Here is a 20,686-nt window from a genome sequence, read left to right as displayed (position 1 = left end):
AGACGGGCTCCTTATACGGTGTATGAGGAGCTGCGTTATACGCCATATATCTAATCCTGTACGTCGTACAAGGGAAATATGAAAATAGGCGGTACCCGCAGGTCAGCGCCTGCGGGTACCGCCTGGGAGGTGGCCTGGGAGATGAGAACTGAGTGGCCCGGAGGCCTCAGGTCAGCTCATTGCCGGGGTGGTCAGGTCGTAGACCGTTGTGGTGCCGACGGTCTTCTTGGTGAACGCGGACTCGACCCAGGTGGCGATCTGGGCGGACGTGCCCTGGCCGCCCATACCGCCGCCACCGCCGCCCTGGCTCGCCGCGATGAAGTAGTGGATCTTCCCCTCGCTCACGTACTTCTTGAACTGGGCGAGCGTCGGCGACGGGTCGCTGCCGTTGAAGCCGCCGATGGCCATGACCGGGTCGCCGATGGCCAATTGGTAGCTCGCGGAGTTCTGCGAACCGATGGCCGCCACGACCCAGGTGTAGTCCGAGGCGTTCTTCTCCAGCAGCGCCTTCATGGCGGAGCTGACGCTGGCGCCGCCGAGCAGTCCGCCCATACCGCCACCACCGCGGCCGCCGCCGTCGGTCCCGCCCTGGCCTGGCAGGGTCTGGCCGTTCTGGGGCCGGCCGTTCTGGGTACCGCCCGGCATCGTCGGCCGCTGGCCGCCACCGGGGAAACCGCCAGTGCCGCCCGTGCCGCCCTGTTGCCCCTGGCCCGGCCCGGCCTGGCCGTTCCGGCCGCCGGCCGTGCCCGGCGGCATTCCGACGCCGCCACGCATGCCGCCCATGCCGCCCTGGACGCTCGGGCCCGCCGTCACGATGGAACCGGCGTGCCCGGTGCCGACGGTGTTGAGGGTGTACGCGAACGGGGCGGCGAGCGCCGCCGCGATACCGACACCGGCCGCCACCGCCGCGATCCGCCGGCCCAGCCGTACCGCCAGCAGCAGTCCGGCCGCCGCCAGCAGACCGCCGGCCAGCACCGCCCAGCGCAGCCACGGGTGCCAGTCGGACGAACGGCCCAGCAGGACGTACGCCCAGTAGCCGGTGCCCGCGGCCGTCACGGTGAGCGCCGCCGCGGCGGCGAGGTGCGACCGCTTCTCCCATAGCGTCGTGGCGCCCATGCCGACGATGGCGGCGATATAGGGGGCCAGTGCGATGTTGTAGTACTGGTGGAAGATGCCCGACATGAAGCTGAAGACCGCGAAGGTCATCAGCATCGAACCGCCCCAGACGAGGAACGCCGCCCGCCGGGTGTCGGTACGCGGGGCCCGCCGGGTCAGCCACAGCCCCGCGACGAGCAGCAGGAACGCGGCCGGCAGCAGCCAGGCGATCTGGCCGCCCATGTCACCGTCGAACAGCCGGGTGATGCCCGTCGCACCCCACATGCTGCCGCCCTGCGCGCCACCCGCTCCACCGCCGCCGACGCTGCCGGTCTCATTGCCGGTGATCCGGCCGAAGCCGTTGTAGCCGAAGGTCAGCGACAGGAAGCTGTTGTCCTGCGAGCCGCCGATGTACGGACGGGACGAGGCGGGCCACAGCTCGACGATCGCCACCCACCAGCCGCCGGAGACGACCAACGCCAGCCCGGCCAGCGCCAGTTGGCCGATGCGACGGCGTACGGTCGTCGGCGCGAAGACCGCGTAGACGAGCGCGAGCGGCGGAAGGATGAGGAACGCCTGCAGCGTCTTGGTCAGGAACGCGAGACCGAAGGCGACACCCGCCCAGACCAGCCACTTCGTCCGCGCGCCTTCGAGCGCGCGCAGCACGCAGTAGACGGCGACGGTCATCAGCAGCGCGAGAAGTGCGTCCGGGTTGTTGAAGCGGAACATCAGCGCGGCGACCGGGGTGATCGCCAGCGCGCCGCCCGCGATGAGGCCGGCCGCCGGGCTGAAGCGGCGGCGTACGGCGGCGTAGAGCACCCCCACCGTCGCGACGCCCATCAGCGCCTCGGGGACCAGGATCGACCACGAGTCGAGGCCGAAGATCCGGACGGCGACGGCGATTGGCCAGAGCGCGGCCGGCGGCTTGTCGACGGTGATCGAGTTCGCCGCGTCGGACGAGCCGAAGAAGAGCGCCTTCCAACTCTCGCTGCCCGCCTGAACGGCCGCGGAGTAGAAGGAGTTGGCGTATCCGGACACGCTCAGGTCCCACAGGTACAGCGCCGCGGTCACGGCCAGCAGCGCCAGGAACGCGGGACGCACCCAGCGGGCGTCCTCGGGACGGCCCCTCCAGACGCGGTCGGTGACTCCGCGCGGTCCGCGCGGGCCATACGACACCGGTGCACCGGGCGGCTGCGCGTGATCGGGCACCGCGCTACGGGTCACCGGCGCGGGCTCCGCGAAGGGCTGCTGCCGCGGGCTGGAAGGGGTGCTGCTCGGCGCAGTCATCGTGCGCTCCTCAGGTCGGAGTCGTAGGCGGGTTCGGGGTCGGGGTCGTAGGAGGGGTCGTAAGTGGGGTCGTAGGTGGATTCGTTCGCCGGGTCGAGGTCGGGGCCGAGATCCGGCACGGCGGTGAGTACGGGCACGGAGGTCCGGTCCCGGTCGGCCCGGGCCGGGAAGACCCAGGCGCGGAAGAGCAGGAAGCGCAGCACCGTCGCTGCGAGGTTGGCCGCGATGAGGACGGCCAGCTCCGTACTGTGCGCGGGGAGGGTGTTGGCGGTCTGCAGGGCGGCCAGCGAGCCGCTGGTCAGGGCGAGGCCGATCGCGAAGACGACCAGGCCCTGCGCCTGGTGGCGGACGGCCTGCTCCCGGCCCCGGACGCCGAACGTGAGGCGGCGGTTGGCCGCGGTGTTGCCGATCGCGGAGAGCAGCAGCGCCGCCGCGTTGGCGGGCTGCGAGCCGAGCCCGAGCCGGAAGAGCGAGTACAGCGCCAGGTAGACGAGGGTGCTCAGCACGCCGACGACGCAGAATCCGACCAGCTGCCTGGCCAGCCCCGGTGGTACGCCGCCCAGTTCGCGGTCCCGCGGATCGTCGCCGAAGGGGCGGCGCAGCCGGTCGAGCGCCAGCCCGCCGGTGGCGAGCGCCCGGCCCACGCGCCAGACGCCCTTGAGGTCGTCGGTGGCCGTGCGGAGGATGTCCACGGCGCTGTCGGGGTCGTCGACCCAGTCGACCGGTACCTCGTGGATCCGCAGTCCGGCGCGTTCGGCGAGCACCAGCAGCTCGGTGTCGAAGAACCAGCCGGTGTCCTCCACCATCGGCAGCAGCCGCTCGGCGACGTCCTTGCGGATCGCCTTGAATCCGCACTGCGCGTCGGAGAAGCGGGCGGCGAGCGAGCCGCGCAGGATCAGGTTGTACATACGGGAGATGAACTCCCGCTTCGCTCCCCGTACGACGCGTGAGCTACGGGCCAGCCGGGAGCCGATCGCCAGGTCGGAGTGGCCGGAGATCAACGGGGCGACCAGCGGCAGCAGTGCGTTCAGGTCGGTCGACAGATCGACATCCATGTAGGCGAGTACGGGCGCCTCGGACTCCGTCCAGACCGCCCGCAGGGCCCGCCCGCGCCCCTTCTGGTCGAGGCGGAAGGATTCGACCTCGGGAATCTCCGACGCGAGGGACTTCGCCACGGCCTCCGTGAGGTCCGTACTCGCGTTGTCCGCGATGGTGATCCGGAAGGGATAGGGGAAGGTGCCGGCCAGGTGAGCGTGCAACCGCCTGACGCAGGGCTCGAGATCGTTCTCCTCGTTGTGGACGGGGATCACGACATCGAGCACCGGGTCGCTTTGTGCGACCGGCAGGTGCTGCCGGGACGGCAGAGTGCCGAGGTGAGTGCGCATGCCCCGACGCTCCGCCGCCGCGCTGTCACGACCTTGTGGTGAACCTGAGGTCCTGCTGTGAGAGTCGTGCCCCGGGGTGGTCCTGGAGGTGAACACCGAACGCGGTACGGCCGGGAGTGCTGTCGACCCACACCCGGCCGCCGTGCGCCGCGACCACCGCGTGCACGATCGCCAGCCCGAGGCCGGTGGAGCCCGAACCGGAACCCCGCGCGCGGGACACGTCACCGCGCGCGAATCGTTCGAAGATGTACGGCTGGAGGTCGGGCGGGATACCGGGACCGTCGTCGACGACCTGGAGCAGTACGCCGTCACCCTGCTGCCTGCCGCCCGGTCGCGCGGCCTGGGCGACCCGGGTGACCCGCGGATCCCGGGTGGTCCGGGAGATCCGGGTGACCCGCGCGGTGACCGTCGTACCGGGCGGGGTGTGGGTACGGGCGTTGGCCAGCAGATTGGCCAGCACCTGCTGCAGCCGCTCCGCGTCCCCGAGGACGGCGGCCGGCTCGTCGGGCAGGTCCAGCCGCCATACGTGACCGGGCCCCGCCGCCCGTGCGTCGCTGACCGCGTCCACGACGAGCGGTGACAGGTCCGTGTCCGCGAGGCGCAGCGGCCGCCCCGCGTCGAGGCGGGCGAGCAGCAGCAGGTCCTCGACCAGCGTCGTCATCCGGCCCGCCTCGGACTCGATACGGCCCAGCGCGTGCCGGGTGTCGGGGCCTATGTCCTCCCGGCCGCGCCGCGTCAGCTCCGCGTAACCGCGGATCGAGGCGAGCGGCGTCCGCAGCTCATGGCTGGCGTCGGCGACGAACTGCCGGACCCGCGTCTCGCTCTCCTGCCGGGCGTGCAGTGCCGAACCGACGTGCCCCAGCATCCGGTTGAGGGACGCGCCGACCTGCCCCACCTCGGTGCGGGGGTCGGTGTCCCCCTCCGGCACACGTTCGTGGAGCGCCACTTCGCCACGGTGCAGGGTGAGTTCGGAGACCCGCGACGCGGTGGCGGCGACGCGGCGCAGCGGTTGGAGGGAGATACGGATCAGGGCGGTACCGGCGAGTCCGGCCGCCGCGAGCCCGGCGGCGGTCACGCACACCTCCACCCAGACGAGGGTGTTGAGCGTGTCCTGCGCCCCGGAGGCCCGGATGCCGACGAGGTAGGTCCCGTTCTGCGTCGCGACCGACTGCATGCGGTAGGTGCCGAGGCCGGGGATGTCGATGCTGTGCGCGGCGCCGTCGAGGGACAGGGCGCTCAGCGCCGCGGTCTCCTCGGCGGTGAGCGGTTCGGGCCTCACCAGCGGCCCGTCGTTGCCGCTCTCCTGCTGGGCGCTGATCGCGGTATCGGTGATCCGGCCGTCGCCGACCTTGGCGCCGATCGTGCCGAGAGGCTGGCCACCGCCGATGACGAACCCCAGGTTGCTGGTGGGCCTCGGGTGCTGCGAGAGGTTCGCCTCGGGGGGCGGTCCCGCCGCACGGTGCGCGACGGCGGCGAGCTGGGTGTCCAGCTGCGCGTACAGATAGGTGTGAAGGGCGATCGCCGTGACGGTGCCGATCACCGCGCACACCACGGCGACCAGCGCGACGGACGACACCACCAGGCGGCGCCGGAGCGACCAGGGCCGCTTGAGGGACCCGGGCCGCCGCCGGAAGGCCGTCACGCCGTCTCGCCCGGCTTGATCAGATACCCCGCCCCCCGCCGGGTGTGGATCATCGGGGCGCGTCCGGCGTCGATCTTCCGCCGCAGGTAGGAGATGTAGAGCTCGACGACATTGGCCTGGCCGCCGAAGTCGTACGACCAGACCCGGTCGAGTATCTGCGCCTTGCTGAGCACCCGGCGCGGATTGCGCATCAGGAACCGCAGCAGCTCGAACTCGGTCGCGGTGAGGTGGATCGAGTCGTCGCCCCGGTACACCTCGTGGCTGTCCTCGTTCAGTACGAGATCGCCGATGACCAGCATGGACTCGCTCCGCGCGGCGGCCGCGCCCGAGCGGCGCAGCAGGCCGCGCAGCCGGGCCACGACCTCCTCCAGGCTGAACGGCTTCGTCACATAGTCGTCGCCGCCCGCCGTCAGTCCCGCGATCCGCTCCTCGACCGCGTCCTTGGCGGTGAGGAAGAGCACCGGCACGTTCGGGGTGTCGCGGCGCAGCCGGGCCAGTACCTCCAGGCCGTCCATGTCGGGCAGCATCACGTCGAGCACGACGGCGTCGGGGCGGGTGTCGCGGGCCACGCGCAGCGCGCCGGCGCCGTCGGCCGCGGTACGGACCTCCCAGCCCTCGTAGCGCAGAGCCATGGACAGCAGGTCGGAGAGGGCCGCCTCATCGTCGACGACGAGAACGCGCACCGGGGACCCGTCGGGACGGGCGAGATCGGCGGCGGCAGCGGGGATGGAAGGCATGGGACCACCCTGCGAGGGGGCCCTGAGAGCACTCTTTCGGATACCTGTGAATTCCCTGAGAAACGGCCGGACGAGGAGCCGGCGACGGATGGCCGGGATCAGCGGACGGGATCGGCGGCGGGGATCGGCGGCGGCGGAATAGGGCCATCGCCCGCCTGGTTGCTCGGTGCACGCACCGAAACCCAGGGGAGCCGGCACATGGGCAGCAAGGACAGCAGCGGCAGCGACGACAGCGCCATCGCGCGCACCAAGGAGTCCATCGGCCGGTACGGCATCTGGAACTCCGCGCTGCGCTCGGATGAACCGCGGCTGCGCGGCGGGATCGCCGAGGCGGCGGCCGAGCTGGACGAGCTGGGCTTCGGCGCGATCTGGCTGGGCGGCAGCAGCTCGGTCGAGCACGCTTCCATCTATCTGACGCTGCCGAACTACACCAACAGTTTCCTCCGACTCGGCTTCGAGGAGGCCGACTTCACCGACGGCGGCAGCGACCGGCTGATCGACACCGTCTTCGCGTGGGGCGACGACGATCGCATCCGCCGCCGGATCGACGCCTTCCACACGGCCGGCGCCGACCATGTGGCCCTGCAGATCGTCAACGGCCAGGGCCGGTCAGCCCTGACCCGCCCCGAGTGGCGCCGGCTGGCCGGAGTGCTGGCCTGATGTCCGGCACGCGACTGTCCGGTACGCGACTGTCCGGCACGCGACTCCTCGCCGTCTCCGGCAGCCTGCGCGCCGCCTCCAGCAACTCGACGCTGCTGCGGGCGCTGCTCGGCCTCGTCCCGCCCGGCACCACAACTGCCGTCTACGACGCGCTCGCCGGACTTCCGCACTTCAACCCGGACATGGACCGGGAGGGCATGTCGTCGCCGCCCCCGGTGGCGGAGCTGCGGGCGGCCGTCGGCTCGGCCGGGGCCGTCCTCATCGTCAGCCCCGAGTACGCCCACGGCGTGCCGGGTTCGCTGAAGAACGCCCTCGACTGGCTGGTCAGCGGAGCTGAGATGATCGACAGACCGTTCGCGGTGGTGACCGCCTCCCCGCTCCAGGTCGGCGGCCCCTACGCCCACGCGCAACTGCGCGAGACGCTGAGCACGATGTCGGCCCGGGTCGTGGCCGACGCCTGCCGTGAAGTCGCCTTCGTGGGCAATAAGGTGGCCGTCCTCGACGGAGTCGGCGTCATCACGGACGAAGCGGCCCGCGAGGATCTCCGGAACGCACTCACCGCGCTGCTCACCTCAACTGACTGATGCCGTCGGCCTGTTGCCCAACTGGGGCTGAAGGTAGCGGCGTTGCCCAACTGCACTGATGGACAGAGTGTGTTGCCCAACTGTCCACGCTTGCAAGGTTTATGATATTCCGTCACATTCGTGATGAATAAGGCTGGTTATGATCACCGGTGCGACGCTCCTTGTCTGATTCCTACGAAACCGATCGGCTGACCTCCGTCTCCCGGCGAACGGAGGTACGTTCACCGCATGGACAGTGGCGCCGTCCCTCACACCGTTTCCGTCGACCGCATGGCGTCCGGCGATCACGCCTGCCTGGGCTTCGACAGCCATGAGGCACGCTGGGCGATCCGCGCCGCCTTCACCGAGGCCGGCCTCTGCCTCGGCGAACGGGTGATCCTCTTCGCCGGCCCCGGCACCACCCCCGAGGAGACGGCCGTCCGGCTCGCCGAGCACGGCGTCCCCGCCGCCCAGGCGCTGCGCGACGACCGGCTCCTGGTCATCAACGAGATCCCCGGCTACGACCCGGAGCGCGGATTCGACCCCGAGGGCCGCGCCGCCACCTGGATCGAGTTCACCGAGAACGCCAACATGATGGGCTTCAGCGGGCTGCGCGCCACCGGCGACATGTCCTGGGCGCTGGAGCCCGGCGTCGACCACCAGGAGCTCGTCGACTACGAGACGGGACTCACCCCGCTCTTCGCCGACATCGGCTTCACGGCCATCTGCGAGTACGACCTCCGGCTGTTCCCACCCGAACTGATGTGCCGGGTGAACGCCGCCCATCCCACCGAGGTCCTACCGTCCCTCGACGCCCTGCACATCACCCGGACCGGAACCATCCTGCACCTCGCGGGCAACGCCGACCTCGCCACCCGCGAGCAGTTCGACGCGGACCTGCGGAAGTCCCTGCGCGGCCCGGGACCGCCACCGCGCCTCATCGACCTGACCGCCCTGTCCTTCATCGACGCCCACTGCGCCACCACCCTCATCCGGCTCGCCGCGGGTCTCTCCCCCACCGCCCGCCTCGCCGTCCACTGCCCGCCCACCCACGCCCGCGTCCTGCGGCTGTGCGGCGCGGACGACATCCCCCAACTGACGCTCTACGTCGAGTCGAGCTGGTGACCGCGCATCGGGCCGGCAGCCGGCGTCAGCGCGAGTCGTAGGTGAACAGCGCGAGTCGTACGTGAACAGCGGGAGCCGACGGTGATCAGCTGGAGTCGTACGTGAGCCGCACCGCCCGCGGCAGGGAGGCCACCACCAGGTCGTACGAGTCCTCGATCATCTCCCGCACCATCCGGGCCGGCAGCGACCCGTCGAGCGCCACCGTGTTCCAGTGCCGCTTGTTGAGGTGGTATCCCGGAATGATCGACGGGTACTCCGCCCGCAACTGCCCGGCGATCTCCGGATCGCATTTGAGGCTCACCGTGAGCGGATCCTCCCCCAGCGCGCTCAGCGCGAAGATCTTCCCCGCCACCTTGAACGTCGAGAGCTCCGGATAACGGGAGAACGGAAACTCCTCCACGGCGCCCGGCATCGCCAGACACGCCGCCTTCAGCCCCCGCGCAGTCATCGCCACCACCCGGCCGACCCTAGCCGCTCCGCACCACGGGAGCCCGGAAACACCACAGGCCCGGCACTTTCGTGCCGAGCCTGTGATCGTCGTAGCGGGGACAGGATTTGAACCTGCGACCTCTGGGTTATGAGCCCAGCGAGCTACCGAGCTGCTCCACCCCGCGTCGGTGTAAACACCACAGTACGCCATCCGCGTGACCCTCATGACCAGTTCCGCTTGCGGCGGCCATGGCGATCGGTGATCAAACGCGTTGCTGCACTTCGCCGCCGTAAAACAAGTCAGGACCCCCTCAGACGATCTCCTCGGGGGTCCTGACTTGGTGCACTCGGCAGGATTCGAACCTGCAACCTTCTGATCCGTAGTCAGATGCTCTATCCGTTGAGCTACGAGTGCTTGTGCGTTCCGGCGTTTTCTGGCCGGTCTGCGCTGCGGGAACAACATTACATGACCTGCGGCGTGAGGTGAAATCCATTGCTCTGACCCCCTCTGAGCTGGGAGAACAGCCTCAGAAGGGCCTTGGAAGCGCCGTGCAGGACGACGTTGGAGAGGGCGGGGCGGCGCGCCGGGGAGGGGAGATCATCCCGCGCCGGACATACGACGGAGCCCCGGTCGTCCTGGGACGACCGGGGCTCCGGAAACAAGCGGAGGCTCGGGGATTTGAACCCCGGATGGGATTGAAGTCCCAAACCGCATTAGCAGTGCGGCGCCATAGACCAGACTAGGCGAAGCCTCCAGTACACACCCGCGCGAGCGAGGGTGTGTGCAGATGATGGCACAGCCCGGCAGGCTGTCACCAATCGCAGACCAGGGTACAAGGCCGTCGGCGCGGAGGGCAAAGAGGATGCGCGCGGTGACGGGTGGGCTCGCCCACGTTCGGGTGGGTTGCGGGGAAAGAGCCGGGCGGCACGGTAGGGACTGGGGGCATGCGACTCAACGGCCCCGGCCAACTCGACCGACTCCGCCCCGTGCCCCGTCCCGCTCCCCGTCCCGGTCCCCTTCCCCGTCCCCACTCCCGTCACCGGCTCGGTTTGCGGCTTCCGCTCGCCGCCGTGCTCGCCGCCGGTCTGCCGCTGCTCCTGGCGGCCGACGCCACCGCGTCGCCCTGGCCGTCCTGGTCGCCGCCGGCGGGTGACCATCTGACCGTCACTGTCAACGACGGCGCGGGGAAGGTCACCACGCACGATCTGTACTGCGGCGCCGAGCCCGCTGTGCCGGCCGGCACAGCGGAATCCACCGCGACATCCCCAAAGGCATCCGCAGGGGCATCCACGGAACCGTCCACAGGGGAGTCCACAGCGGCGGCCTGCGACCGGCTGGCGCGGCTGGGCGGTCCCGTGGGGCCCGTGCCGCCCGGTCAGATGTGCTCGATGATCTACGGCGGACCACAGACCGCGCAGGTCACAGGGGTCTCGCAGGGCCTGACCGTCAACGAGCGGTACAGCCGGGCCAACGGCTGCGAGGTCGCCAGGTGGAAGGAAATGGCACCGGTCCTGCCCCCCGTCGGCGGGGGTGCGTGACGCACGCCACATCCGAGCTGATCTTGCACCGTACGCGCTCGAACACCGAATCCCACAGGGGTACATGGGCATCCGCGGACGCTCGGCCAATCGCTGCACGTACACTCGCTCTAGTGACATGCCACGGGGGCAGCGGCAAGATGGGCCGCCGGTGAGAGCCGATCGCGCGGGTTGCGCGGGGCCACCGCAGGAAGTGCGGTACGTGCGGTAACAGGGAGGACGCGTCTCGTGAGCAGCAGGCCATCCAGAGGCGCTGCTCGCCTCGCCTCAATACTCGACGCCCTTCCCGACGCACTCTTGCTGGTCAACTGCAACGGCACGGTGGTCAACGCCAACGCCATCGCGATCGAGACCTTCGAGTCACCGGGGACTGCGCTCGTCGGGCGGGGCCTGCTCGATCTGCTGCCCGCCTTCGACTCCAAGCGGATCCCCGGATCGATGCGCAGCGCACAGAGCACGGGCGACGACAAAGGCCGCACCAAGCCGACCCGGATGGTCGCGCGGCGTACCGACGGGTCGGAATTCCCCGTCGAGGTGACCAGCGCCAACCTCGAGGACGGCCGCACCCCGTACGACGAGCCGCAGAGCTACACCGGTGACGAGCTGCTGATGCTCGTCGTACGTGACCTCAGCGGCACGATGGACACCGAGGCCGAACTGGCCCGCCAGCAGCGCCAGACGGAGATGATCCTGCGCGCGGCGGCCGAGGGCGTGGTCGGCGTCGACACCGAGGGCAAGGTCGTCCTCGTCAATCCGTCCGCCGCGCAGATCCTCGGCTACCGGGCGACCGACCTCGGCGGCCAGGAACTGCACCCGCTCGCCCACCACACGCGCGCCGACGGCACCCCGCTGCCGTACGAGGAGACCCCGCTCGCCGACACGCTGCGCTCCGGGCGCAAGCACCGGGTACGCGGCCAGGTGCTGTGGCGCAAGGACGGGCGCGCGGTGCCCGTCGACCTGACGACCGCACCCGTGCGGGACGGCGAGCAGCTGGTCGGCGCGGTCATGACGTTCACGGACCGGAGCGCGTACGACGCCGTCGTCGCCCGGAGCGAGCAGCTGCAGGCCGTGCTGGACGAGGCGCTGCGCGGCCCGCTGGCCGAGCTGCGCGGCGAGCTGACCGGCCTGGCCGCCGACCCCGCCGGGCAGTTGTGGCCCGAGGCGAACCAGATCCTGCACCACTTGGTGGCCGGCTACGCCCGCATCACCACCCTCATCGACAATGTGCTGGCCTTCCAGCGGCTCGACCGCGGCGAGGACCGGCTGCGGCGCGAGCCGGTCGGGCTCGACAAGGTCGTCGCGGCCGGTGTCGACGGCGCGATCGAACTGATCGGACCGGGGCGCGCGCAGTACGCCGTGCACGCGCCGCCGATCGAGGCGGCGATCGACGGCGAGCGGATGTCCCAGGCGCTCGCGCACCTGATCGCGGACGTCGCGGGCGTGGACGCGGCCGGCAACGCCACCGTCGTGAGCGGTGGCGGTGACTCCACGATCGTGGTGGCGGCGGCGCAGCGCGGCGACGTCATACGGATCGATGTGCGTGGGCCGCACGCGGGTGGCAATGCCGTGCACCTGCCGATCGCACGCGGGATCGTCGAACGGCACGGCGGCGTCCTGCAGACTCACGAAGTGCCGGGCCAGGGCAGCGCGTACGTCCTCGAGGTGCCGCTGGGCTCGTCCGCGATCGCTGCGGCGGGCCGTGCTGCGGCCGCGGCGAAGGACGGGGCGCGCGAGTCCGAGACGACCGTGATGCCGATGCCGGCGAAGCCCGCACGCGGTACGAGTGGTGCCAGGGGTCCCGGCGGCACCGGGAATGCGGGCGGCGCCGGGAATACGGGCGGTAAGGGTGCCGCGGCTACGCCTCCGGCCGGCTCCGTCGGTTCTTCCGCGGGCGCCACGGGTACCGCGTCCGCCGCGGGCCGGAAGGGTCCGGGGACACCCGCGGCCGGAACACCCGCCGACGGCGCGTCCGCGGCGGGCTGGGCCGGCAGCGGCGAGCCCGGGGTCGCCGGGACGACACGTGCGCCGCGGCCGCGCAGGGCCGGGGACGACGGCGGCACCGTGGTGGCGCCGTGGGCGATCCCCACCGCAGGACCGGACGAGCAGGACGAGACGCGCGGCCGGAGCCAGGGACACAGCCAGGCGCAGCCGGGCGAGCCCGAGACTCCGACCGGGCGTCGGCGCGCGCTGCGCCGCCCCATGCCGGACGGGGAGAGCACGGGAGACACCGCGGGCGGCGCCGGAGCGGCGGACCTGCTGCCGGCGGATCAGCCCGGTCGGCCGGGTCAGCAGCCGGGTCAGCAGCCCAGCGGACGCCGGGCCCGCCGCCCGCTGTCCGAAGGCCAGCAGCCCGCCGCCGAACTTCCCGCCGCGCCCGTCCAGCACGCCCTCCCGGTGAGCGGCTGGCAGCCCATGCCGCAGGAACCGCAGCAACCGCAGCAACCGCAGCCGGGGAGCGACGGCAACGGCGCCTCCCTCGCCGGGCAGGAGCCGTCGGCGGGCCGCCGCGCGCGACGGATCACGCCGCCGCAGCCGGAGGACACGAACGGGAATGGGAACGGGAACGGGCCGGTGTCCGTGCCGGTCCCGCACCAAGGCGGGCACCAGGAACAGAACGCGGTCCGCCCGGCGGGTGCCGACGGCTCCGACCCGTCGGCCACGCCGGGCCCGCAGCAGCCGGTGAGCCCGCAGTGGCCGGACGCCGGTCGACCGGTGACCCCCGCGGCACCGACGGCACCGACGGCACCCGCGGTCGAGCCGGGTGCACAGCCGCAGGCCCAGGCCCAGGGCCTGTCCCAGGGGATTCCGGTACAGGGCCAGCGCACCCCCACGACGCCGCCCGGCGGGGCGCCCCAAGCGCACAGCCAGAACCAGAGCCAGAGCCAGCAGCAGGGCCAGAGCCAGGGGCGGGCGATCAGCGTGCGCACGCTCGGCCAGGGCGTCGCGTTCGTCCAGCCGGTCCAGCCGCAACCGCCGATCCATCCGCAATCGCAGCCGCAACCCGAGGCGTTCCCCCAGCAGAATCCCTCCGGATCCGGCCGCCGGCGCAAGCTCAACGGTCCTCAGCAGGACGAAAGCCAGGAGCTGGAGGCCCGCCCGCACCCGTTGGCGGATCCCGACAGCGGTCAGCTCCCCGTGTCCCGGCCCCCCGCCGCCGATCCGCAGCAGAGCATCAGCCAGGGCAACGAGCAGCACCAGGACCACGACCAGCAGACCGCACTGCTGCGCACCGTCGTCCCGGGCAGGGCGTTCGCCATAGGAGCGCCCGCCGAGGGCGCCGAGGGCCCCGAGCCGTTGGACGGGCCGAACGGCGCCGTCGAGGTCACCGAGGACCCGTCGGAAACAGGCATTCCGCTGCCCGAGCCGCGCAGGCTGCTGGTCTGGCCCGAACCCGATGTCTCGACCCGCCAGGCGCTGACCGACCGCGGCTACCGCCCGGTGATCGTCCGCTCCCGCGAGGAAGTGGACGCGCAGGTCGCCGAGCCGCCCGCCGCGCTCTTCGTCGACCCGCTGACCGGCCCGATCACCCGGACCGCGCTGAAGTCGCTCCGACAGGCCGCCGCCGAGGCCGAGGTGCCGGTGCTGGTGACCGCCGGGCTCGGACAGGCGACGCGCGAGGCGGCCTACGGCGCCGACCCGGCCGTACTGCTCAAGGCACTCGCACCGCGCGACAGCGAGCAGCATCCGCCGCGGGTGCTGCTGGTGGAGAGCCATCAGGACATCGCCCAGGCGTTCACCGCGACGCTGGAGCGGCGCGGTATGCAGGTCGCGCACGCCTCTTCCGAGGTCGAGGCGATGACGACGGCCGCGCAGGTCAGGCCGAACCTGGTGGTGATGGATCTGATGCTGGTGCGACGGCGCCGGCAGGGGATCGTCGACTGGCTGCGCAGCAACGGCCAGTTGAACCGCACACCGCTGGTCGTCTACACGTCCGCGGACATCGACCCGTCGGAGCTGCCGCGCCTCGCCTCCGGCGAGACGGTGCTGTTCCTCGCGGAGCGGTCGACGAGTACGGATGTGCAGTCCCGCATCGTGGACCTGCTCGGCAAGATCGGCGCATGGCCCGGAACCCCGGGTCGCTCATAGCCTGGAGCCCCGAGTCGCTGAGGACTCGCGGCGGCCGACCGGCGGAGATCCACGGTCGGCCGCACCGATCGAGCCTCAGCTCTTGTCGGACCCCGGCTGCGACCCCGGCTCCGCCGAACCCGTACCGCCGGCAGCGCTCTTCGCGGGCCCCGCGACGTACGTGACCTCGATCTGCTCCAGCCGGTACTGCTCGCGGATCACCTTCTTGTCGAACTTGCCGACCGAGGTCTTCGGGACGGTCGGGATGATCGCCCAGCGCTCGGGGAGCTGCCAGCGGGCGATGCGCCCGGCGAGGAACTCCCGCAGCGTCTCGTACGAGACGGTGGCGCCCTCCTTCAGTACGACGGTGGCCAGTGGCCGCTCGCCCCAGCGCTCGTCGGGTACGGCGACGACCGCGGCCTCGGCGATGTCCGGGTGGGCCATGAGGTGGTTCTCCAGGTCGACGGAGGAGATCCATTCGCCGCCGGACTTGATGACGTCCTTGGCCCGGTCGGTGAGGGTGAGGTAGCCGTCATGGGTGATCACGCCGACGTCACCGGTGCGCAGCCACCCGTCCGGGCTGAACTTGTCCTCGGGTCGCAGCGGCTCCGAGCCCGCGCCGCCGAAGTAGGAGTTGGCGATCCAGGGGCCGCGTACCTCCAGTTCACCCGCGGATTCGCCGTCCCACGGCATGATCTCGCCCGCAGGACCGGCCAGCCGGGCCTCGACGGATGCCGGGAAGCGGCCCTGGCTGACGCGGTACGGCCACTCCTCCTCCGGGGTGAGGCCGGCCGGCGGATGGGCCATGGTGCCGAGCGGGGAGGTCTCCGTCATGCCCCAGGCGTGGCAGAGGCGCACGCCGTGCTCCTCGTAGGCCTTCATGAGCGCGGGCGGGCAGGCGGAGCCGCCGATGGTCACGGTCGCCATGGAGGAGATGTCGCGCGGTTTGGTGGCGAGCTCGGCGAGCAGCCCCTGCCAGATGGTGGGGACGGCCGCGGCGTGGCTGGGGCGCTCGCTCTCGATCATCTCGGCGAGCGGGGCGGGCTGCAGAAAGCGGTCCGGCATGAGCATGTTGATGCCGGTCATGAAGGTGGCGTGCGGCAGTCCCCAGGCGTTGACGTGGAACATCGGGACGACGACGAGGGTGGTGTCGCGGTCGGTGAGACCCATCGACTCGGTCATGTTGACCTGCATGGAGTGCAGATAGATGGACCGGTGGGAGTACACGACGCCCTTGGGATCGCCGGTGGTGCCCGACGTGTAACACATGGCCGCGGCATCGCGTTCGTCCAGCTCGGGCCAGTCGTACGTGGTGGGACGGCCGGCCAGCAGCTCCTCGTAGTCGTGGACGGCGGGGCGGCAGCCGGCGAGCAGCGAGCGGTCCCCGGGGCCGACGACGACGATGTGCTCGACGGGCTCCAGCGCGGGCAGCAGCGGCGCGAGGAGCGGGAGCAGGGAGCCGTTGACGAGGATGACGCGGTCGGCGGCGTGGTTGACGATCCACGTCAGCTGCTCGGCCGGGAGGCGCAGGTTGAGGGTGTGGAGCACCGAACCCATCGAGGGGATCGCGAGGTAGGCCTCGACATGCTCCGCGTTGTTCCACATGAGGGTGGCGACCCGCTCGTCACGGGCGACCCCCAGTTCGTCGCGGAGCGCGTTCGCGAGCCTGATGGCACGGACGCCGATCTCACGGAAGGAGCGGCGGTGCGGCTCGGCGTCCCCGGTCCAGGTGGTCACCTGCGATCGGCCGTGCACCAGAGCCCCATGGACCAGGATGCGGGTGACGGTCAGCGGTACGTCCTGCATCGTGCTCAGCACCGGGAGCCTCCACGGGTTACGTGCGGGTAAGGTCCCGGTGATTCTGCTTCCATACCAGTCGGTATGTCACTACCTGGCGCGCAATTCGGGGTCATCCCGCAATTTCCCGAGTGCCCGGGAGACCGCGCTCTTGACCGTACCGACCGACACACCGAGGGCCTCGGCGGTCTGTATCTCGCTCATGTCCTCGTAGTAACGGAGCACCACCATCGCTCGCTGCCGGGTGGGCAGCCGGGCGATGGCGCGCAGCAGCGCATCGCGCTGGGCCTGCTGTTCTGTGTGGTCGGGGGCAGTGGACAGCGGCTCGGGGACGTCCTCGGTCGCGAATTCATCGATGCGGCGCTTGCGCCACTGCGAGGTGCGCGTGTTGACCAGGGTGCGGCGGACGTAGCCGTCCAGCGCCCGGTGGTCGTCGATGCGGTCCCATGCCAGGTACGTCTTGGTCAGCGCGGTCTGCAGCAGGTCCTCGGCGTCGCAGGGATTCGCGGTGAGCGAACGTGCGGTACGCAGCAGCGTCGGGCCCTTGGCCCGGACGTAGCTGGAGAACTGCGTGGTGCTGGTGCTGGTGCACACAGGCGTGGTCATGCCTCAACGCTATGAGCGCCGCCGGCCCGGCGGATCCGCCGGAGGTGCCGAAGCGGGATCACCCTGAAGTCGTAGGAGGGGGGTTGTCCCCACCTCCCGAGGGCGGACCCGCCCAGGGCAGAACCCTGAGAAAGGGAAGTTTCGCGGCAGGGTTCACGGTTCCGCCGGCCGACGCTGTTCCGGGCCTAGGAGCGTGTCTCAGTAACGGGCAAGCGGCCGGGCGATCGACGTCGGCGGGATCGGTTGTGGGCGCCCGGCGCGGTCCTGTTCGTGGTCGGTGGCGTCGTCCTGGGCTCAGAGGATCGTCGGCTGGAGCTGGTGCGGCATGTTCCAGCCTTCGGCGAGTTTCGACGGGTGGACGTTGTGTCCACCACCGAAGAACTCGCAGAACTTCATGATGAGCGGGTCCCAGCCGAGCGGGTCCACATAGTGCGTCCCCGGGATGATCAGGTCCGCCTCGACGTGGGCGCGAAGGACCTCGACCTGGAAGGCGGTGGCATGGGGAGTGGGGCTGCCGAAGGGGTAGGAGGAAACGACTCTGCATTCCAGTTGGACCGGACATTCAGCGACCCGGGGTGCCCGGACCAGCTCCGATGCCTGCTCGGTCAGCTTCGCGGCCGAGAACTTGTCCGGTTCGTATCGGTAGCCCTGCTTCGCCTTGTGGTCCGGCACGGCCGATTTCCCGGTGGTGAGCGCGATCCGGTTAACAGCATCGACCATTGCCGATGAGGGCAGGTTGAGCACGCATTCGCCCTCGCGCAGCAGATTCGCGGTCGTCTGGCCGCTGTTGCCGAGACCGAGCATGCAGGACTGGCCCAGCCACCACGCGGAGGACATTGGCGCGAGGTTCGCGGTGCCGTCCTCGTTACGTGAGCTGATCAGCACCACCGGAGTCCCGAAGTACAGGACCTTGAGCCCGGGGACCACGTGCATTTGTTCGCCTTTCGCAGGATGTCAGCTGGCCAGACTCGCGATCAGGCGCACGAGCCGTCACCGACTCTTCCTGAAGCAGGCGAACACTGCTGGCGGCAATCGGACCTTGCGTTTCGGCAGGTCCGATCGATCGCCCGACCACAGACACCCGCCTTCGGTTCGTGATCATTCGTACGGAATGATGTCGGTATGCGTGGTGGGGATGGGCTGTTCGAGGTCGAGCCGGTCGAGAAGCGGCGGCCGCAGGGCCGTCCGGCGCCGGTGGACAAACGGTTCCGGGCGTTCGACCCGCATCAGGTCCTGCTGCTGCCGCCGTCGCTGGACGACTGGCTGCCCGAGGGGCACTTGGCCCGGTTCGTCGCTGATCTGGTCGATGACGTGCTGGACCTGCGGCCGGTCCTGGCCGACTACACCGAGAAGCGCGGCTTCCCGCCGTACGACCCACGGCTGATGGTCAGGCTGTTGATTTACGGCTACACCACCGGCGTGCGCTCTTCGCGGGCGATCGAGCACAAGTGCGCCGACGATGTCGCGTTCCGGTTCCTGGCCGCTGGCCAGGAACCGGACTTCCGCTCGATCTCGCGATTCCGCCGCCGCCACCTGGACGCGCTCGCCGACCTGTTCACCCAGTCCCTGCACCTGGCGCAGAAGCTGGGCATGGTCAAGATGGGCCGCGTTGCCCTGGACGGCACGAAGCTGAAAGCCAGCGCCTCCAAGCACAAGGCGATGAGCTACGGCCGGCTCATCGACAAGGAAGAGCACGTCGAGGCCGAGATCGCCCAGCTGGAGGCGATGGCCGCCGCCCTGCTGGCCGACGCCGAAGCGAGCGACACCGCCGAGGACCAGACCTTCGGCGTCGACGGCAAGGACACCGACCTGCCCGCCGAGCTGGACCGCCGCGAGAAGCGCCTGGCCAAACTGCAGGCCGCCCGCGCCCAGATCGAGGCCGAAGCCGCAGAGAAGGCCCACACGCACGCCAAGGAAAAGGAACGGCGCCGGCAGGAGCGCGCCGGCGCCGACGACGAGCAGGCCGTCGCCGACGCGGGCGACAAGGCCGCCGCGACGGCCCGTCCCAAGCCGAAGGCGCAGGCCAACTTCACCGACCCCGACTCGCGGATCATGAAGAACAGCGACGGCGCCTACATCCAGGCCTACAACGCCCAGGCCGTCGTGGACGAGGAACACCAGGTCATCACCGCCGCCGACGTGACGACCAACGCCTCGGACGCGCTGAACTACACCACGATGCTCGACCAGTCCGCCCAGAACACCGGCACCCACCCCAAGCAGGCACTCGTCGACGCCGGATACTGCTCCGAGACGAACCTCGAAGCCGCAAGAGACCGCCAACTCACCTGCGGGACCAACACGTTCATGGCCACCGGAAGACTCGCCCACGACGAGCAGGTCCCACCCGCACCACGCGGACGGATCCCGGCGAACGCCACGCTGAAAGAGCGCATGGCCCGCAAGCTGCGGACCAAACCCGGCAAAGCCGCCTACCGCCGCCGCAAAGCCATCGTCGAACCCGTCTTCGGACAGATCATGACCTGCCAGAACGGCCGCCAACTCCTGCTCCGCGGCGAAGACGGCGCCCGGGGAGAGTGGCGACTACTGGCCGCCTGCCACAACCTCCGCAAAATCTTCCTACACACCGGAGCCACCGGCTTCGCCGCAGCCATCGGCTGACCGGCCCGGCCCAGGGCCCCTTCCACTCGCTTCCCGCGGCCGGGAGACCCAGACCTCGGCCCGTCGGCACCGACCACGCGACCGTCGCCGATCCCGCTGACCACGATCCACCGGACCGTTTGCCCGTTACCGACCCACGCTCCTAGCCGACGATGCCGACCGGGGCGTCGAGGATGTCGCGGTCGATGGTCAACGACTCGCCGCCGTAGTGCTCGGTGACGTTTCCCTCGTACTGGTGAATGCGGCTGTGCGGCTGCCAGGCGGAGTCGGGGAGGGCCGGCTCGGCGGTCAGGGTCGGCTGGGCGTTCCACCGGGCGTACCAGAGGACGCTCGGCAGATCGGGGGCGCCGGCGGTCCGGGCCTGCTCCATGTGCTCGATGCCGGAATCCGCGCTGCTGTAGAACCCCGGTACGTAATCGAGGCGGCGCACCTCCCGGTCCCAGGCTTGGACGAAGGCCAGCGTCGGCGCGGTGCACGCCGCGGTGCGGATGTCGTACGCCTCCATGTCCAGGTAGAGGGCGCTGCGCGCGGCCAGGCCGAGGTCGTGGGCGCGCTGCGCGGCGTCGCGTGCCTCGTTCACACCGTCCTTCTCCGGGTCGAGCGGGTTGATCGTGTACGCCGCCTTCTTGGCGCTCATCACGCAGGGCGACTGCGATCCCACGTAGATCGGCAGGAGGCTCCAGCCCATGTCGGAGACGGTCTTCGCCCACGCGGGGGTGAGATTCGGCTGCACGGGGCACGCGCGGGCCCGGCCGCCGAAGTAGACCCCGACGGCGCTGTACGGGGAGGTGCCGTGCCAGGCGCGCATGGTGGTGGCCGACGGGGTCATGCAGGTGTCGAAGCCCAGGCCCTGGAAGGTCTGGGTGCCTCGCAGAGCGGCCTCGGTGACCAGGGCGGAGGTGGCGCCCTGGGAGGTGGCGCCCTGGGAGGCCGCGCTCTGGGAGGCGGAGGCATTGACGGCAGGGGGATCGGGGACGGGGGCCGCCTGGGCGATGCCGCCGTTGGCCTGGGCGAGGCCGCCGTTGATCAGGCACACCGCAGCCGCCAGCACCATGACTGCATATCGGGTAATCCGGTTGTTTTCACGCATGGCGCGAGTCAACGCCCGGCGGTCGGCGGCGCCGGGCTGACACG

At 70.8% G+C, this 20,686-nt stretch carries 14 protein-coding genes, 3 tRNA genes and 1 pseudogene; 6 read left to right on the top strand and 12 right to left on the bottom strand.

The window, feature by feature from the left end:
* Positions 1-171: 171 nt before the first annotated feature.
* From QMK24_RS11370 to QMK24_RS11355, 4 genes are read right to left on the bottom strand one after another with little or no spacing between them, the layout of a single operon-like run.
* Positions 172-2,382 (bottom strand): glycosyltransferase family 39 protein, encoded by a 2,211-nt coding sequence (locus QMK24_RS11370; protein ID WP_283465382.1) that lies wholly within the window; start codon positions 2,380-2,382, stop codon positions 172-174.
* On the bottom strand, positions 2,379-3,767 hold the full coding sequence (locus QMK24_RS11365; protein ID WP_283465381.1) for a bifunctional glycosyltransferase family 2/GtrA family protein: 1,389 nt from the start codon (positions 3,765-3,767) through the stop codon (positions 2,379-2,381). Before QMK24_RS11365 ends, QMK24_RS11370 begins: the two co-directional genes overlap by 4 nt.
* Positions 3,768-3,792: 25 nt before the next feature.
* Entirely contained in the window at positions 3,793-5,409 is a 1,617-nt protein-coding gene (locus QMK24_RS11360) for a sensor histidine kinase (protein WP_283465379.1), read from the bottom strand.
* The gene (locus tag QMK24_RS11355; protein WP_283465378.1) at positions 5,406-6,146 is read right to left on the bottom strand and encodes a response regulator transcription factor; all 741 of its coding nucleotides are present in this window, start codon (positions 6,144-6,146) and stop codon (positions 5,406-5,408) included. The genes QMK24_RS11360 and QMK24_RS11355 overlap by 4 nt, the downstream gene beginning before the upstream one ends.
* Positions 6,147-6,344: 198 nt before the next feature.
* Between QMK24_RS11355 and QMK24_RS11350 the strand changes: the two genes are divergently transcribed.
* The 3 genes from QMK24_RS11350 (at position 6,345) to QMK24_RS11340 (ending at position 8,494) form a co-directional block, all read left to right on the top strand.
* The gene (locus tag QMK24_RS11350) at positions 6,345-6,806 is read left to right on the top strand and encodes an LLM class oxidoreductase (protein WP_283465377.1); all 462 of its coding nucleotides are present in this window, start codon (positions 6,345-6,347) and stop codon (positions 6,804-6,806) included.
* Positions 6,806-7,390: an NADPH-dependent FMN reductase gene (locus QMK24_RS11345; RefSeq protein ID WP_283465375.1), complete on the top strand. Its 585-nt coding sequence runs from the start codon at positions 6,806-6,808 to the stop codon at positions 7,388-7,390. Before QMK24_RS11350 ends, QMK24_RS11345 begins: the two co-directional genes overlap by 1 nt.
* 228 nt (positions 7,391-7,618) lie before the next feature.
* Entirely contained in the window at positions 7,619-8,494 is an 876-nt protein-coding gene (locus QMK24_RS11340) for an MEDS and STAS domain-containing protein (protein ID WP_283465371.1), read from the top strand.
* 85 nt (positions 8,495-8,579) lie between these two features.
* Here the strand turns inward: QMK24_RS11340 and QMK24_RS11335 are convergent, their stop codons facing one another.
* The 4 genes from QMK24_RS11335 to QMK24_RS11320 all read right to left on the bottom strand — a co-directional run bounded on the left by QMK24_RS11335 (position 8,580) and on the right by QMK24_RS11320 (position 9,678).
* A complete protein-coding gene (locus tag QMK24_RS11335; protein ID WP_283465423.1) occupies positions 8,580-8,942 on the bottom strand; it encodes an MmcQ/YjbR family DNA-binding protein in 363 nt (120 codons plus the stop codon).
* Between the two features lie 92 nt (positions 8,943-9,034).
* A tRNA-Met gene (locus tag QMK24_RS11330) sits at positions 9,035-9,108 on the bottom strand.
* Positions 9,109-9,262: 154 nt separating this feature from the next.
* A tRNA-Arg gene (locus QMK24_RS11325) sits at positions 9,263-9,338 on the bottom strand.
* Between the two features lie 249 nt (positions 9,339-9,587).
* Positions 9,588-9,678 (bottom strand) — tRNA-Ser (locus QMK24_RS11320).
* A gap of 190 nt (positions 9,679-9,868) precedes the next feature.
* Here QMK24_RS11320 and QMK24_RS11315 point away from each other — a divergent pair.
* Together QMK24_RS11315 and QMK24_RS11310 are read left to right on the top strand one after the other, a co-directional pair.
* Positions 9,869-10,462 carry a hypothetical protein gene (locus QMK24_RS11315; RefSeq protein WP_283465369.1) on the top strand — a complete coding sequence of 198 codons (594 nt, stop codon included), beginning with the start codon at positions 9,869-9,871 and terminating at the stop codon, positions 10,460-10,462.
* 228 nt (positions 10,463-10,690) lie between these two features.
* Positions 10,691-14,548, top strand: a complete 3,858-nt coding sequence (locus QMK24_RS11310; protein ID WP_283465368.1) for a hybrid sensor histidine kinase/response regulator — start codon at positions 10,691-10,693, stop codon at positions 14,546-14,548.
* Positions 14,549-14,707: 159 nt separating this feature from the next.
* Here QMK24_RS11310 and QMK24_RS11305 read toward each other — a convergent pair.
* From QMK24_RS11305 to QMK24_RS11295, 3 genes and pseudogenes are all read right to left on the bottom strand, one after another.
* A pseudogene (locus tag QMK24_RS11305) lies at positions 14,708-16,345 on the bottom strand (long-chain fatty acid--CoA ligase); the annotation flags it as partial.
* Positions 16,346-16,414: 69 nt separating this feature from the next.
* Positions 16,415-16,930 (bottom strand): SigE family RNA polymerase sigma factor, encoded by a 516-nt coding sequence (locus QMK24_RS11300; protein WP_283465365.1) that lies wholly within the window; start codon positions 16,928-16,930, stop codon positions 16,415-16,417.
* 294 nt (positions 16,931-17,224) lie between these two features.
* The gene (locus QMK24_RS11295; protein ID WP_283465364.1) at positions 17,225-17,863 is read right to left on the bottom strand and encodes a flavin reductase family protein; all 639 of its coding nucleotides are present in this window, start codon (positions 17,861-17,863) and stop codon (positions 17,225-17,227) included.
* A 261-nt stretch (positions 17,864-18,124) separates the two neighbouring features.
* On the opposite strand from QMK24_RS11295, the gene QMK24_RS11290 reads away from it, so the two are divergent.
* Entirely contained in the window at positions 18,125-19,552 is a 1,428-nt protein-coding gene (locus QMK24_RS11290; RefSeq protein ID WP_502962441.1) for an IS1182 family transposase, read from the top strand.
* Between the two features lie 142 nt (positions 19,553-19,694).
* On the opposite strand, the gene QMK24_RS11285 is transcribed toward QMK24_RS11290, so the two are convergent.
* Positions 19,695-20,642 carry a DUF1906 domain-containing protein gene (locus tag QMK24_RS11285; protein WP_283465363.1) on the bottom strand — a complete coding sequence of 316 codons (948 nt, stop codon included), beginning with the start codon at positions 20,640-20,642 and terminating at the stop codon, positions 19,695-19,697.
* Between the last annotated feature and the right edge of the window lie 44 nt (positions 20,643-20,686).

Origin of the sequence: Streptomyces sp. PH10-H1 (genome assembly GCF_030063355.1) — a bacterium.
Taxonomy (GTDB): Bacteria; Actinomycetota; Actinomycetes; order Streptomycetales; family Streptomycetaceae; genus Actinacidiphila.
The sequence above is the reverse complement of the archived record's forward strand: the minus strand, read 5'-3'. Positions and strand labels throughout refer to the sequence as shown.

Coding starts and splice junctions, on each gene's coding strand:
- QMK24_RS11295 (WP_283465364.1), bottom strand. CDS start 17,863: ATGCACGTGGTCCCCGGGCTCAAGGTCCTGTACTTCGGGACTCCGGTG.
- QMK24_RS11345 (WP_283465375.1), top strand. CDS start 6,806: ATGTCCGGCACGCGACTGTCCGGTACGCGACTGTCCGGCACGCGACTC.
- QMK24_RS11350 (WP_283465377.1), top strand. CDS start 6,345: ATGGGCAGCAAGGACAGCAGCGGCAGCGACGACAGCGCCATCGCGCGC.
- QMK24_RS11355 (WP_283465378.1), bottom strand. CDS start 6,146: ATGCCTTCCATCCCCGCTGCCGCCGCCGATCTCGCCCGTCCCGACGGG.
- QMK24_RS11335 (WP_283465423.1), bottom strand. CDS start 8,942: ATGACTGCGCGGGGGCTGAAGGCGGCGTGTCTGGCGATGCCGGGCGCC.
- QMK24_RS11370 (WP_283465382.1), bottom strand. CDS start 2,382: ATGACTGCGCCGAGCAGCACCCCTTCCAGCCCGCGGCAGCAGCCCTTC.
- QMK24_RS11340 (WP_283465371.1), top strand. CDS start 7,619: ATGGACAGTGGCGCCGTCCCTCACACCGTTTCCGTCGACCGCATGGCG.
- QMK24_RS11315 (WP_283465369.1), top strand. CDS start 9,869: ATGCGACTCAACGGCCCCGGCCAACTCGACCGACTCCGCCCCGTGCCC.
- QMK24_RS11365 (WP_283465381.1), bottom strand. CDS start 3,767: ATGCGCACTCACCTCGGCACTCTGCCGTCCCGGCAGCACCTGCCGGTC.
- QMK24_RS11285 (WP_283465363.1), bottom strand. CDS start 20,642: ATGCGTGAAAACAACCGGATTACCCGATATGCAGTCATGGTGCTGGCG.
- QMK24_RS11300 (WP_283465365.1), bottom strand. CDS start 16,930: ATGACCACGCCTGTGTGCACCAGCACCAGCACCACGCAGTTCTCCAGC.